This is a genomic window from Luteibacter sp. P4_D7_3, assembly GCF_056401735.1.
In genome coordinates this window covers 1-14153 of record NZ_JBFUIT010000077.1, presented here as the reverse complement: position 1 = coordinate 14153, position 14153 = coordinate 1, and the positions used below count along the sequence as shown (strand labels likewise).

The 14153-nt window shown below is 62.3% G+C and carries 15 protein-coding genes; 12 read left to right on the top strand and 3 right to left on the bottom strand.

What is annotated here, in order from left to right:
• Window positions 1-1029: MHYT domain-containing protein (locus AC1DSN_RS09560; protein WP_477330457.1), on the bottom strand; the 1029-nt coding region annotated here is incomplete at its 3' end.
• A 188-nt stretch (window positions 1030-1217) separates the two neighbouring features.
• Here AC1DSN_RS09560 and AC1DSN_RS09555 point away from each other — a divergent pair.
• Window positions 1218-1658, top strand: coding sequence for a P-loop nucleotide/nucleoside kinase family protein (locus AC1DSN_RS09555; RefSeq protein WP_477298297.1), 441 nt, complete (start codon window positions 1218-1220; stop codon window positions 1656-1658).
• A 116-nt stretch (window positions 1659-1774) separates the two neighbouring features.
• Here AC1DSN_RS09555 and AC1DSN_RS09550 read toward each other — a convergent pair whose 3' ends face one another.
• The gene (locus tag AC1DSN_RS09550) at window positions 1775-2212 is read right to left on the bottom strand and encodes a GNAT family N-acetyltransferase (RefSeq protein WP_477330455.1); all 438 of its coding nucleotides are present in this window, start codon (window positions 2210-2212) and stop codon (window positions 1775-1777) included.
• A gap of 259 nt (window positions 2213-2471) precedes the next feature.
• On the opposite strand from AC1DSN_RS09550, the gene AC1DSN_RS09545 reads away from it, so the two are divergent.
• The 8 genes from AC1DSN_RS09545 to AC1DSN_RS09510 all read left to right on the top strand — a co-directional run bounded on the left by AC1DSN_RS09545 (window position 2472) and on the right by AC1DSN_RS09510 (window position 10079).
• Window positions 2472-3251, top strand: coding sequence for a hypothetical protein (locus AC1DSN_RS09545; RefSeq protein ID WP_477330453.1), 780 nt, complete (start codon window positions 2472-2474; stop codon window positions 3249-3251).
• Window positions 3252-3451: 200 nt separating this feature from the next.
• Window positions 3452-4204 carry a c-type cytochrome gene (locus AC1DSN_RS09540; protein WP_477298139.1) on the top strand — a complete coding sequence of 251 codons (753 nt, stop codon included), beginning with the start codon at window positions 3452-3454 and terminating at the stop codon, window positions 4202-4204.
• Complete coding sequence (locus AC1DSN_RS09535; protein WP_477298140.1) at window positions 4201-5427, top strand: c-type cytochrome; 1227 nt, start codon at window positions 4201-4203, stop codon at window positions 5425-5427. Before AC1DSN_RS09540 ends, AC1DSN_RS09535 begins: the two co-directional genes overlap by 4 nt.
• Window positions 5428-5440: 13 nt before the next feature.
• Window positions 5441-5614: a hypothetical protein gene (locus AC1DSN_RS09530; RefSeq protein WP_213950114.1), complete on the top strand. Its 174-nt coding sequence runs from the start codon at window positions 5441-5443 to the stop codon at window positions 5612-5614.
• Between the two features lie 9 nt (window positions 5615-5623).
• On the top strand, window positions 5624-6193 hold the full coding sequence (locus AC1DSN_RS09525) for a cupredoxin domain-containing protein (protein WP_213950113.1): 570 nt from the start codon (window positions 5624-5626) through the stop codon (window positions 6191-6193).
• Window positions 6183-7808: a cbb3-type cytochrome c oxidase subunit I gene (locus AC1DSN_RS09520; RefSeq protein WP_477330451.1), complete on the top strand. Its 1626-nt coding sequence runs from the start codon at window positions 6183-6185 to the stop codon at window positions 7806-7808. Before AC1DSN_RS09525 ends, AC1DSN_RS09520 begins: the two co-directional genes overlap by 11 nt.
• Window positions 7805-8596 carry a c-type cytochrome gene (locus AC1DSN_RS09515; protein ID WP_477298791.1) on the top strand — a complete coding sequence of 264 codons (792 nt, stop codon included), beginning with the start codon at window positions 7805-7807 and terminating at the stop codon, window positions 8594-8596. The genes AC1DSN_RS09520 and AC1DSN_RS09515 overlap by 4 nt, the downstream gene beginning before the upstream one ends.
• A 79-nt stretch (window positions 8597-8675) precedes the next feature.
• Window positions 8676-10079: a hypothetical protein gene (locus AC1DSN_RS09510; protein WP_477330449.1), complete on the top strand. Its 1404-nt coding sequence runs from the start codon at window positions 8676-8678 to the stop codon at window positions 10077-10079.
• 49 nt (window positions 10080-10128) lie between these two features.
• Here AC1DSN_RS09510 and AC1DSN_RS09505 read toward each other — a convergent pair whose 3' ends face one another.
• Window positions 10129-10692, bottom strand: coding sequence for a c-type cytochrome (locus tag AC1DSN_RS09505; RefSeq protein ID WP_477297772.1), 564 nt, complete (start codon window positions 10690-10692; stop codon window positions 10129-10131).
• A 156-nt stretch (window positions 10693-10848) separates the two neighbouring features.
• Here AC1DSN_RS09505 and AC1DSN_RS09500 point away from each other — a divergent pair, with 156 nt between their 5' ends.
• The 3 genes from AC1DSN_RS09500 to AC1DSN_RS09490 all read left to right on the top strand — a co-directional run.
• A complete protein-coding gene (locus tag AC1DSN_RS09500) occupies window positions 10849-12270 on the top strand; it encodes a hypothetical protein (protein ID WP_477297773.1) in 1422 nt (473 codons plus the stop codon).
• A gap of 476 nt (window positions 12271-12746) precedes the next feature.
• A complete protein-coding gene (locus AC1DSN_RS09495) occupies window positions 12747-13766 on the top strand; it encodes a hypothetical protein (RefSeq protein ID WP_477330447.1) in 1020 nt (339 codons plus the stop codon).
• Window positions 13767-13932: 166 nt separating this feature from the next.
• Window positions 13933-14153 (top strand): hypothetical protein (locus AC1DSN_RS09490; RefSeq protein WP_477330445.1); only part of this gene is annotated, 221 nt, incomplete at its 3' end.

The following is a 14153-nucleotide window of genomic DNA, read 5'->3' as shown; positions in this document are numbered from 1 at the left end:
GACGAATTCATCGCCACCCAGGCGCGCGACCGTGTCTTCGTCACGCTTGATGGCCAGGATGCGCCGGGATACCTCCCTGAGGAGAAGATCACCGACGTGATGGCCATAGACATCGTTCACCGCCTTGAAGCCGTCAAGGTCCATGAAGAGCACGGCAAACTGGCGCCCTTCCCTCGTCGCCATGTGGATCGACTGGTCCAGACGGTCACCAAGCAGGACACGGTTAGGCAACCGCGTGAGATTGTCATGCAGGGCGAGCTGAACGAGCTCGCTGTTGGCGCGGTCCAGAGACGTGGTCAGCACATTGGCGCGGACGTCGAGCATCGACACGATCAGGGCAATCGCGAATACCGCAAGGCTGACGACGATCACGACAAGGGCCAGCCACTTCGCATCGATGCCGGTGTTCGCGGCCCCGCAATAGCTACCAGCAGGAAACGCCGAGGCAGCCATGCCGGTGTAGTGCATACCGACGATCGCGCAGCCCATCACCAGCGACGCGCCCAGGCGGGCAAACACAACACGCTCGGCATCCTTGCGCAGTCGGAAGGCGATCCACAGCGCCGCACCCGAGGCCAGTACCGCGATAACGACCGAAAGCGCGAAGAGCAGCGGGTCATAGACCACGCCGGGCATCATCCGCATCGCGGCCATGCCTGTGTAATGCATAGCCGCAATGCCAGCGCCCATGACCAGGGCGCCCCCCACCAGATGTCGCGTCGGCAGCTGTTCGTGGCACACCAGCCACAAGGCGAATGCCGAGGAACCGATCGCAAAAACCAACGAAAGCAGGGTCAGGTCGAGGTCATAGCCAATCGCAATGGGCAGACTGAAGGCCAGCATCCCGATGAAATGCATCGACCAGACGCCGATACCCATGGCGAAGGACCCACCCACCAGCCACAGCGCCGAGGCCGTGCCGCGCGTGCTCGACACCCGTCCGGCCATGTTCAGCGCCGTATAGGAAGCGAGGATGGCGACCACAAGGGAGAAAACGACGAGGATGCCGCTGTAACTACTGACGAGCATGGGGTTACCTGAGGGGCCTGCGGTGCTGCCACGCATCGGGGCGATGGATGGCCTCGTACAGGATATCGGCAAATCGGCCGGTATCTTGAGGGAAAACGATCATTTTCATCATATTGAGCAGGTCTTGCGAAGCGGAAGTCACGCCTCTAACCTTCGCGCACGCGATGACCCCAAGGATTCCAGTGTCGATGGAAAAGGACCTCGATAGGCCGATCGCCTACCTGATCTGTGGCAAGGTGGGTTCGGGAAAGACGACCTACGCGACCCGGCTCGCCACGGAAAGGCAGGCGCCCATTTTCTCGATCGATGCCTGGATGGTGACGCTCTTCGGCGCCGATACGCCTTCATCCGGCGCGGGCGGCCCCATCGACTTCGCCTGGTACGCCGAGCGTGTCGATCGTTGTGAAGCCATGATCTGGGAACTATGCAAGCAGCAGATCGCACAGCACCGAAATGTGGTGCTGGATCTCGGCTTCTCCGTGTGGCTCGACGGCAGAGGTTCGTCGAGTGGGCAGCCGCGGCAGGTGCCGAGGTGCAGCTTCATCTCCTGGAGGTCGATATCACCACCCGTCGCGAACGCGTGGCCGCAAGAAATCGGCTTCGCGCGGGAACGTTCTCGTTTGCTGTAACCGATGAAATGTTCGATTTCGCCGAAACGTTATTCGAACCGCTCGCTGCCACGGAGATACATCGGGTCGTGCTCGATCACGACGTTTCGCCTGCATAGCAGGGGCACGCAGTGATGTCAGAAGCGCTTGCTCAAGAAGTAGCGAGCGCTTCCCCTTGGGTGATCCGTGAGCTCGCCAAACACGGCGTAGCCGAGCTTTTCGTAGAACCCGCGCGACTGGAAGGCAAAGGTATCCAACCAGGCGCCCATACAGCCTCGCTGGATCGCAATGCCTTCCGCCTTTCCGATGAGAGCGGCCCCTGCTCCCTTGCCCCGTAAGGATTCGGGTACGACGAGCAGCTCCACGTACAACCAGTCGTAGACAGTCTTCCCCCAAAGGCCGCCGATCGTTTGACCGTCTTCGTGCTTCAAGAGCAACACGACCGGCTCTGCCGACGCCGTGGGACCGTATTGCCGATTAAAAGCAACTAACGGCGCCGCGATGGCAGCGCGATCCTCGGCGGTTGGCTCCGCGGCGACCAGCACCCGGATTCCGCTCTCCTTCACCGCATTCATTCGATGCCCCTCTCCGTCTTTCTCAGGTATATCGGACAGCCTAAGACTTACAGTCTAGGGAACTGTGATCAACCTTTAATACAGGGCCCGAGCAAACATTCAGCCCACTTCGAGGCTATGCAGCCGCCTTTACGCCGCCACCCCAAAGAGTAGGCTGGCGAGGCTGGGACTCGGAGAAGAGGACAGTTCCGGCGACGTGGGGACCATCTAAGCTATCCGGGCAGATCTTGGCGACGCACACAGCAGTCGGAGATTGGCTATGAAGAAATTGCTTATCAGCGGGGTGCTCCTGGCACTCCTCCTCCCGCTCCAGGTGATGGCACAAAGTGCCTTCGGTGGCACCTGGAAGGTCGACATCAACCAGGTGAAATCGTCGGACAAGCCGATCATCATCACCCTCAAGAATGGCGAGTACTCCTGTAACTGTACGCCGCCCATCACCATCAAGGCCGATGGCGCCGACCACGCCGTTACCGGTCATCCGCGTTACGACACCGACTCGGTGAAGATCGTCGACGATCACACCATCGTGGAAACCCCGAAAAAGAATGGCGCCGTCGTCGGAACGCACACGACCACGGTTGCGGCGGACGGCAAGACCGCTACCTTTGAAACGGTCATGATCCGCGAAGGTGGCACAACCACGGTCAAGGGCACGCAGACGCGCTCGGCGGCCGGCGCTCCGGGCTCCCACGCTGCGGCAGGCTCGTGGCTTACGACGAGCTACCAGAGCGCCTCCGAGGGCGTAACGACCTATACGTATAAGGTCGACGGTGACAGCATCAGCATGACCGACCCGAAAGGCGAGTCGTATACCGCCAAACTCGATGGCAAGCCCGTGCCATACAAGGGCGACCCAGGTACCGACATGATTGCCGTCAAGATGGTCGGCCCTACCCTCGTGGAGACATCCATGATGGGAGGCAAGGCGACCTCGGTCGCGAAGTCCACCGTGTCGGCCGACGGCAAGACGATGACCACGACGATTCACAACGAGCTGAGCAAGCGCGATGTCACCCTCGTGGCGCTCAAGCAGTAGATGCCATAGCCCGGCCCCGAGCCGGGCTATTTATCCGGTTGGATCTAGGTAGTTCAACGGTTTCCGGGCACCGCCGGTGGGTGCAAGATCATGCACGCCTGTTCAATCGCTCGCTCGCACTAGGGAGTACCGTGTCTACGGGCAGGATGTCCGGCTTGCAACCGCGTTCCGGTCACGTCACAGGCAGGGGTGTCATATCGATGGTTCACGAACACCGTGCAATCGGTGACTTTGCGGTCGGCCGTTACGTGGCCGGGGTTGTGCTGTGCCTGGCGCTTCTCATCGGCACAGGCCCCGTGTACGCCCAGGCACGCAGCGCGGTGACGGCGCCCGACAGCATCGCCACCCGGGTCATGGCCTGCACCACCTGCCACGGCCTGCGCGGCGAGGGCAGCAACGACGACTACTTCCCCAGGCTGGCGGGCAAACCCGCACGCTACCTGTACAACCAGCTGGTCGCCTTTCGGGACGGGCAGCGAAAGTACGCCCCCATGAACTATCTGCTCGAGTACCTCCCTGACGCCTATCTCCAGGAGATGGCCGAGTACTTCGCCGAGCAGCAAACGCCCTTCCCGACGCTGCCCAAGCCCGATGTCTCACCGGCCGTGATGGCCCTGGGACAGAAGCTGACCCTGGAAGGCGACGAACGCAGGCATATTCCTTCGTGTGTCGCCTGTCATGGCGCCTCACTGACGGGCGTCTCGCCCGACATCCCGGGGTTGCTCGGACTGCGCGCCAAGTACATCAGCGCCCAGCTCGGCGCCTCGCGCTACGGCGCACGCGTCTCGGCGAAACCCAACTGCATGCAAAAGATCACCGTCCTGCTTTCCGATGCGGATATCGCCGCGGCTGCGGCGTACCTGTCGTCCCTGCCCTCGCCGCCGAACCCCGCACCGGCCACCGAAGGTTCGCTCAAGCTGGCACTCACTTGCCAAAGTAGTGAAGCCCGATGAGAACGCATCGCTGGTTCGCGCTCGGATTACTGGTTCTGGCACAGGCCGGATACGGACAGGACACGTCGATCGTCGCGCGCGGTGAATACCTGGCACGCGCCTCCGACTGCATCGCATGCCATAGCAACCCGGGAGATAAGCCCTTCGGTGGCGGCCGACCCATGTCGACGCCCTTCGGCACGCTCTATTCGCCGAACATTTCGCCCGACCGCGCCACCGGCATCGGCGCGTGGACGGCCGACGAGTTCTACAACATGATGCGCACCGGCCGCTCGCGGTCGGGCATGTTGCTTTACCCCGCCATGCCGTTTGCCGCCTACACGAAGATGACCCGGCCGGACATCGACGCGATCTTCGCGTACCTGAAAACGGTGCCGCCGGTGCATCGGCCCAACACCGCGCAGGACCTCCGCTTTCCGTATAACAACCGCACCCTCCTCCTTGGGTGGCGCACGCTTTACTTCACCGAGGGCGAGTACAAGCCCGACCCGTCGAAGTCGAGCGACTGGAATCGCGGCGCCTACCTCGTCGAGGGACCCGGTCACTGCGCGATGTGCCATACCGCCATCAATGCCCTGGGTGGCAGCTCCGCGTCAGCCGCCTATCAAGGCGGACTCATTCCCATGCAGTACTGGTACGCGCCCTCCCTGACCTCCAACCATGAGGCCGGACTGGGCGACTGGAGCATCGCGGACATCTCCGACCTGCTACAGGCGGGCGTTTCCGCGCGCGGCGCGGTCTACGGTCCCATGGCCGAAGTCGTCCATAACAGCCTGCAGTACCTCTCCGACGCCGATATCCGGGCGATGGCCGTTTACTTGAAAGCCCTGCCAGCCACCGGCGCATCGAGCGCGCCCACGCAGGCCGAGGTGCAGGACAAGCTTCGCCTCTTTCCGCTGGGCAAGAAAATCTACGCGGCCCAGTGCGCCACCTGTCACGGCACGCAGGGTGAAGGCAAGGGATCCGACTTCCCGCCGCTGGCCGGCAACCAGTCGATCCAGATGACATCGTCGGTCAATCCGATCCGCATGGTTCTCAACGGCGGCTATCCGCCCGGGACGATACGCAATCCCCGGCCGTACGGCATGCCGCCCTTCGCACAAGGACTGTCGGACGAGGAAGTCGCTGCCGTGGTCACGTATATACGCACCGCCTGGAACAACCGTGGCACCGCCGTCACCGACGCGGACGTCAACGCGTTGCGTTCGGCGCCGCTGGATTAAGAGGACAGCCTGCATGAGCGATATCGACAAAGAACCTGGCAGCGAAGACAAACGTGTCGATGAGATCGTGCGTGCCGGTCCGCGGGGCGCCTTGATGGTCGCCGGCGTCGCTGTCGCCGTCGTCTTCCTGATGTGGTTCCTCTTCTACTTCTTCGCCTTCCTTCCGCGTGGCGTCATTTTTCACTAAGGACTCGTCATGGCCCGAGCGGTTCCCGCAGATCCACATGATGGCGAAGCCGTCGCCAAGCGCATCGAGAATCGTTGGGCGCTCACCATGGTGGGTCTGGTCGCGTTGCTGGTAGCGATGGTGATCTTTACCGGCCTCCACTGGGCGACGATGCCCCCTTCGCGCGTCGAGACAATCAATCCTTCCACCCTGCATGTCTCCGGTGAGTTCGTCGAGAGCAATCTCGGCAGCGCCGTGGAGACGGACGGATCGGTCACCGTGCGAATCGTCGGGCAACAGTATTCCTTCACGCCTCAGTGCATCGTCGTTCCCTCGCGCACACCGGTCACCTTCCGCGTGACGAGTGCCGACGTCATCCACGGCATGCTCATCACCGGCACGAACATCAACTCGATGGTCTCACCCGGCTACATCTCTACCTTCAAGACCCGCTTCGAGAAGCCCGGCGACCACCTGATGCCTTGCCACGAGTTCTGCGGCACGGGACACGAGGGCATGTGGGCGAACGTCAAGGTGGTCGAACCGGACGCTTTCGCCAGACTGGTCGGCCCAACGAGGAGAGCCAGCTGTGATCTATAACAAGCGACTCATCCTCGCGCACTTCTGGCTGGCCTTCGCGCTCTTCGGCGTGGCGATCCTGCTGGGCGAATGGCAGATGTTCATTCGTAGTCCATTGCATGGTTGGCTGCGCAACGCGGACCTCTACTACCGATCGGTCACGGCGCACGGCACCGTCATGGGCTATGTGTTTCCAACCCTGGTCGCGATGGGGTTCGGCTACTTCATATCCGAAGCGGCGCTGGGGCAGCCGCTTGTCGGCCGGCGGTGGGCCTGGGCCGGCTATTACATGATCATCATCGGTTCCGTGGCCGCGGTCGTGCCTGTCGCCATGGGGCTGGATTCGGTCCTGTACACGTTCTATCCGCCGATGATCGGCAACGCGTTCTACTACATTGGCGTTGTCCTGGTGGTGGTCGGCTCCTGGGTCTGGGTCGCCTTGATGGGCATCAACCTGTATGTGTGGAAGCGTGCCCATCCCGGCGCACCGGTTCCCCTGGCCATGTTCGCCAACGTGGCGGGCGCCTATCTGTGGGGATGGACCGCCGTTGGCGCGGCGCTGGAACTGCTGTTTCAGATCCTGCCTGTCGCCCTCGGTTTCGCGACGACGATCAATGCCGGACTTTCGCGCGTCCTCTTTTCGTGGACGCTCCACGCCATCGTCTATTTCTGGCTGATGCCAGCGTACATCGCGTTCTACACCATCGTCCCCCGTGCCATTGGCGGGCGGCTGTACAGCGATTCGATGGCGCGCATCTCGTTCGCGCTATTCCTCGTCTTCGCGATGCCCATCGGTATCCACCATCTGTTCGCGGATCCGGAAGTGGGTGCCGGGTTCAAGGTGGTCCATTCCATCTTTACCGCCATGGTCGCCGTGCCGACCCTGCTGACGGTGTTCACGATTTGCGCGTCGGTGGAAATCGCGGCGCGCCTTCGCGGCGGCAAGGGACTGTTCGGCTGGGTCAAGGCCTTGCCATGGGCCAACCCGCAGATGCTCGCGCTGGCGCTGTCCTTTGTGATGCTCGGCTTCGGTGGCGCCGGCGGGCTGATCAACATGAGTTACCAGCTGGATTCGACCATCCACAACACGCAGTGGGTAACCGGGCACTTTCATCTGATTTTCGGCGGCGCGATCGTCATCATGTACTTCGCTCTCGCCTACGATCTCTGGCCGCACCTCACGGGCCGCGCGCTGCTGAATCTACGGCTCGTGCACTGGCAGTTGTGGTTGTGGTTCATCGGCATGATCGTGCTGACCTTCCCCTGGCACTACGCCGGGCTGCTGGGCATGCCGCGACGAATGGCCTTCTACGACTACACGGCGCCCGGCATGTTCGCCGAGGGCGTCTCCGTCGTGATGTCGACGATCGGTGGTGCGCTGCTCGTGGTGTCGGCGGCGTTGTTCCTCACGGTGCTTATCCGGAATCATTCGGCGGCGCGGGTGGATCCGGAGCCGTTCACCTTCAGCCGCGCGGTGCATGAGCCGGTGTCGCGTCCCTGGGCACTGAACGGGCTGGGACTGTGGTTGGGCCTCATGATCGCGCTGACGATCACCAACTACGGCTACCCGATCGTGCAACTCATGATGACGCCCGAGGGGCGCGTCCCACCCGTGTTCGTGGGAGGAAAGCCATGAGCGGCCCCCTACTGCGCAACCGTTGGTTCGTCGGGAGTGTCGGCGGGACCTTCCTGCTCCTGGTGTTCTCGGTCTTCGTCGGTTTCGTCTGGCTCCCCTCGGCCCAGGACGATTCCCTGTTCAAGGGATTGCTCAATTCGATCTGTAGCGCCGCCGGTGTGCCCCGGTCGTGGTTGGGTGAGGCCAGTGCCCCGGTAACGTCCCCGGTGAAGGTCTCGGAGGTCGTCATGACGCCGACCACCCTCGACGAGCCGTCGTCGGGCGGTGGCGTGGGTCGGGGTGCCACCCTGGCGCTCCGTTGCACCATGTGCCATGGCTTGCGCGGCGTCAGCACGTCGCAGACGCCGACGCTGGCCGGCCAGTACGCGTCATCCATCTACAAGGAACTCCGCGACTTCCAGAGCGGCGCACGGGCGAGCGCGGTGATGGCGCCGCTGGTCGCCGAACTGCACGACCAGGACCTGCGAGATCTCTCCGCGTATTACGCCTCCCTGCCCCGCCAGCCATCACCCGCCACGCAGGACCTGCAGTCGGCACCGGACATCGTCGCCACGGGTGCACCCATGCGCAACATTCCGCCTTGCGGATCCTGCCACGGCAGATTAACCGCCAAGTTGGGCGTGCCATGGCTGGATTCACAGCCGCGCGATTACCTGAAGACGCAGCTGGACGCGTTTGCGCACGGCACGCGGCGTAATGACACCAGCGCGCAGATGCGCAACATCGCGCGCAACATGACGACCGAAGAGATCGACGCCTCGGTTGATTATTATTCGGGCACGCGCTGAGCGAGCGACGGCTTCTCGACCTCCCTGAGTTTGAGCATAATCGTCGGGCCGCATGCCGCGGCGGTGCCCCAGGGTTTCCATGGATAAGGTGACTGGCGTTGCGTTTGGGTTGAGGCTGGCTGCGGCCTTTACGATCGCCTCGACGTTGTCGGCTTGCTTAAGGCCGCCACGGCCGAGTACCCCCGAGCTCACCCGCATCGTCATCGATGACGACTGGGACGGGTACAGCAGCATTACGCCCGTCCGCTCCCACTGGGTGGTCGAGCCGGCAGGGACCGGATTCATCCTCTACGGTACGCACAGTCAGCAACATATCCCGCTGCCCGCCGACCAGGGTCGAGCGGCGGACCGCGACGTCACCAACGTCCCACCGCAGGTCGTACCCACCTCGACCGTCGATGCGCTGCTGCGTGCCATGCGTGCACCACCTCAACCGAGCATCGATCTGGCGGTGTTTGGCCCTACCGTGAACCATGCCGCCGCTTCGATTGACGAGACCGTGCAGAGCCTGACGGCCCTGGGTTCGCCCGCGCCCTTGCAGCAGCGCATCCTCAACTGGGGAAATGATTTGCGGCAGCCTCAGCGGCTGGCGGATGCGATCACGTCGGGCATGGCCACGTATCACACGGATGATTACCCCCTGACGCGGGTTGAAGCGAGCTTCGCTGACGGATCGAGGCTGGTGTCCTCTTCCGATTCGCAGAGCGTTCTCATGCTGCCGTGGCGCGATGGTGCCGGTCGAAAGTCGTTCTCGGCGGATTTGCCAAGAGCTCTGGCGGCGCTGCTTCCGCCGGTGTCGACCAACCATGTGCGATTGTCAGGACCGCCGTCGCAAGAGGACTTTGACGACGCGCTTCGCAAGGGGATAGCTAAGGACTACCACCAGTTCAAAATGCAGATCCTCATGCCCGCTGCGTACGCCTCGATACAAACACGCCTCGTCATCGACGATGTCGACCTGAACAACATGGCCGGTGCGGACGGAACGACCTTGAGCTCATTGTTCATCGCCGTGAAGATTCCCGGCGGCCCGCCAAACCTCAGCCTTATGACGCCACTGCAGGTCAAAGGAGGGGCTCTGGCGACGCCAGAAGATCTGGGCGTCATGACGGATGAGTTGAACACGGCCGTTGCGGCAACAGCGCTGCGCCAAGCCATGCAAACCGCTCCGGGTGATGCGTTTCGCATCCTGAGTGACGGTGGCCTGCCGTCATTCGAAGCTTCGGAGAAAAAGCGATTCATCGCGCGCATGGGCGAAGCTCACAAACTGCCCGAACTCGTAAGCCACCCGGAGCTCCTCGACGGCGCCGTGATGGTGACCGAGGATGACGGCCCGTTCATCAAAGGCCCGCGAAGCAGAGGCTCGATCTACTGGGTGGCCCTGCGCGACCAGCGCACGGTCGCGTTGACGCGCCTGGGCGTTTGCAAGAATTCCGACGACTGCATCGTCAAGGTCTATGATTCCGAAGGAAAGGCCCTCTAGACATCACGCCCGAGCAGATTGATGCACCGGTGAGCTAGTACGCCGGGGATCAATGAACCTGAGGGTCCTGGCCACCACCCATGTCCATGTCCGTATCCATGTCTTCATCGGGCGGAGCCTGCGCCACCATTGCTTTATAGGTCGTCGGAGTAAGCTCCGGCAGCTTTTGCAGGAAGGCGACCATGCTCCAGATCGTCATGTCGTCGTGACTGCCACCCCAGGCAGGCATCGCACTCATCTTGATTCCATGCTTGATGACCCAGAACGCCTGAGCAGGGTCGACCCTGGTCTGCGACAGATTGGGCGGCTGCGGGTACAAGCCCGGACGCAGTTCGGAGTCTTTCTGCCCGGGCTTGAGATGGCACTCGGTGCACATCGCCGCGTATTGCCCGGCACCTTTGAGGATCAATTGGGGATCGGACAGATCGGGCACTCTGATGCCCGAGGCGTGCGCCTGGATCGACCGTTGTCGCAGCGTTTCCAGTACCGCGTAGGTCGCCTTGCTGTGCGGATCATCGGCAGCGATGTTGTATGCCCCCGAATAGACAAACGCGGCGGCGCCCAGGGCGCCCATCACGGCTACGCCGGCGACGGTAGCGAGGATGGTATGCAAGCGATTCACGGATCAGGTCCTTGGAACCAGGGGAAGGACGCTGAGGTTAAGCCGTCTATCTGCAGGCCCTCAACTCTGGAGTCCGGTACACGCGGCCTGTAGCGGGTTCAAGCATAATCAGCGGGTCGCATGCTGCGGCTGAGCCCCGGAGTTTCCATGGATAAGGTTACTGGTGTCGCGCGTGGGTTGAGGTTGGTCACTGCCTTTACGATCGCCGCGGCATGTTCGGTGTCCAGCAAGGCTGCGGAGCCGGTGACTGCTGCGGTGACTCGCCTTGTCATCGACGACGACTGGGGTGGCCACAACCCCACATCGCCGCACCTCGCCCACTGGGTGATCGAGCCGCAGGGATCGGGCTTCGTCCTCTCCGGGACGTACAGTCAGCAGCACATGGAGACACAGCCACATTACTCGCGGACGGAACAGCGCGACGTTACCAATGTGTCCGCCCAGACAGTACCCGCAGCAGCCGTAGACGCGCTGGTCCGCGCCTTGCGAGCGCCACCTCAGCAGACGGTCGACACCGCCGTGTTCGGCGCGGCGATCGATCACGCTGGCGAGACGATCGACGAAACGGTGCAGAGGCTGATGGCCCTGAATCCGTCGCCGGCGCTGCGACAGCGCATCCTGGATTGGGCGACCAACCTGCGGCAGGGCGACCCCTTGGCCGATGCGATCACTGTGGGTGTGGCCACCGACTCGCACTCGGATGACTACCCGCACACCCGCGTCGAGGCGAGCTTCGCCGACGGATCGAGCCTGGTGTTCCGTTCCGGCTCGCAGAATATGTTCCTGCTCCCGTGGAGGGACGCCTCCGGACACACTACGTTCTCCGCGGCGTTACCTCAGACACTCGCCGTTGTGCTTCCGCCGACGTCCACCAATCGAGGGCGACTCTCCGGGAAGCCTTCCCCGGACGAATTGCACGATTACCTCGAGACGGGAATGGGTGAGGATTACGCCCTGTTCCAGGTACAGATCGTGGCGCCGCAGGCCTATGCGGCACTGACGTCGCACTTCACCATCCGCGATATCAATCCGGTCGATATGACATCACACGGGCTTTTTGTCACCGTCAGCCTTCCCGGCGGGCCACCGAACCTGAGCCTCCGAACGAAGCTCGCCATGAAGGGCCCGGCATTGGCGAAGCCCTCGGACCTGGACGGGATGATGGGTGCCTTGAACACGGCTGCTACCGCGACGGGATTGCATCAAGCCATGCTGTCGGCTCCGAAGGATGACTTTCGCATAGAGCACGGTATCGGCATCCAGCCGTTCCATGCAGAGGCAAAGAAGCAATTCGTCACCCAGATGGCCGAGGCCCATAAGCTGGCTGAGCTCGCAACGCATCCGCACCTCCTCGACCGTGCTGTGATCGTGATGCAGGGTGGTTACCCAACGTATTGGGTGGCGCTGCGTGATCACCGTGCCGTCATGTGGAAGCGCTACGTCGGATACCGTGCGACCGGTCATCGACTCTGTGCTGGCGTGCCCGTTCCGGGCGAGGATTGGCGAAGCGTGGGGAACACCGATGAATGCTTCGGCAAGGTCTATGACGCTGCCGGGAAGGCTTTATAGAGTCATCGGTTCGAGCCGCAAGATCATCCGGCCGTGCGAAACGACTGTGCCACGGAGTGTCCATGGAAAAGGCTAACGGGATTGGGATCGGGCTGAGACTGGCCGCTGCTTTGGCAATCGCCACGACGATGTCGTCCTGCACGAAGCCCTCGCGACAGGAGGGCTCCCCGCATCCACCAGCCGGCCCCGCCGCACTCACTCGTCTCGTCATCGACGACGACTGGGACGGCTACAGCCCGCTTACGCCGATTCGCTCGCATTGGGTCATCGAGCCACGGGGATCGGGTTACGTTCTCTACGGGACGCGTAGCCAGAGCCGGATCCCAGAGGCCTCCGACGACAGGAGTCGACTGCCCGAGCGCGACATCGTTAACGTCCTGGCCGAGACCATTCCGACCCCGGCAGTGAATGCCCTCGTGCATGCCTTACGCTCGCCGCCCCAATCAAGGATCGACCTCGCCCTGTTTGGCTCAACCGTGAATCACGCCAGTACGATGATCGATGAGCAAGTAAAGGGCATGGTGGCCCTCGCTCCATCGCAGGCCTCGCGACAGCGCATTGTGGATTGGGGAAACCGCGTGCGGCAGGGGAAGCCGCTTGCCGATGCCGTCACGGCGGGTGTGGGCAATGCCACTCACTCGGATGATTACCCCCACGCACGCGTCGAGGCGAGCTTCACGGACGGCTCGAACGCGGTGTTCTCCTCCGACTCGCAGAACACGCTGATGCTGCCATGGCACGATGACTCCGGTCGCAAGACGTTCTCGGGTGAGCTATCCCAGGCGCTTGCTGGCGTGCTTCCGTCAACGTCGACCAACCGAATCCGTTTATCACTCATGCCTGCGCAGGGAGACTTCGACGGCGCCCTTCGAGCAGGAATAAGGGACAGCTTCACGCGGTTCAAGGCGCAAATCATCGCGCCCGAAGCCTACGCCTCGCTGCAATCGCGCTTCGCCATCGAGAGCGTTGAAACGGACCCTTTCCCCAGCGATTTCGACTCGACCTCGGATTCGTTGATGGTCTTGTTAGGTCTCCCGGCTGGCCCGTCGAACCTAGTCGTCTCCGCGTCGCTGAAAACCAAAGGATCGGCGCTTGCAAACACCGCTGATCTTGATGGAATAGCGACCGCATTGAATACGGCCGTTACGTCGACCGCGCTTCGCCGCGCCATACTGGCCAATGCTGGCGAGCAGTTCCTGATCCAGCATGGCGTCGGTGCGAGGGCATTCGACGACGGAGCCAAGAAGCGATTCATCATGCAGATGAGTGAAGCTCACAAACTTCCGGAGCTTGGGGCACACCCGGAGCTGCTTGACGGTGCCGTGTTCGTGATGGAGAGCGACGACGTGTTGATCAAAGGACCGCGGACTAGAAGCCCGACCTACTGGATTGCCCTGCGTGATGGCCGCGCTGTCGCACTCACGCGTTTGGGAGTTGGCGGGAACGACGATGCGCACCCCGTTCGCGTCTATGACACTGATGGACATGCCCTGTAGGAACCGCTGAGAAACTATGGAATACCGTTTCCCCAAATGGAACTCTTACGCTCTCTTGAGCCTTATCGTGCTTGTTTTCGCCGCGGGGCTGTACGCCGTTGCCGCTGCACCAACGCGCCCGAGCATGGGGTCAGCTATTGCTTGCAGCGTAATCGGAGCTTGTTTAATGACCCTTCTGGTATGGGGATACTTATACGCACGATCTTTCAGCATCAAGATCGACGCTGAGGGCCTGACCATTGCCACCGTATTTCGCGCTCGAACGATTCCCTATGCAACGATCAAGCAGGTCGTTACGGTCACGGCATTGCGTGGTGGAACGGACGCATGGCTGCTAGATGGCAGCGATGCTGTCATCGCCAAGGAGCGATGCTGTCATCGCCAAGG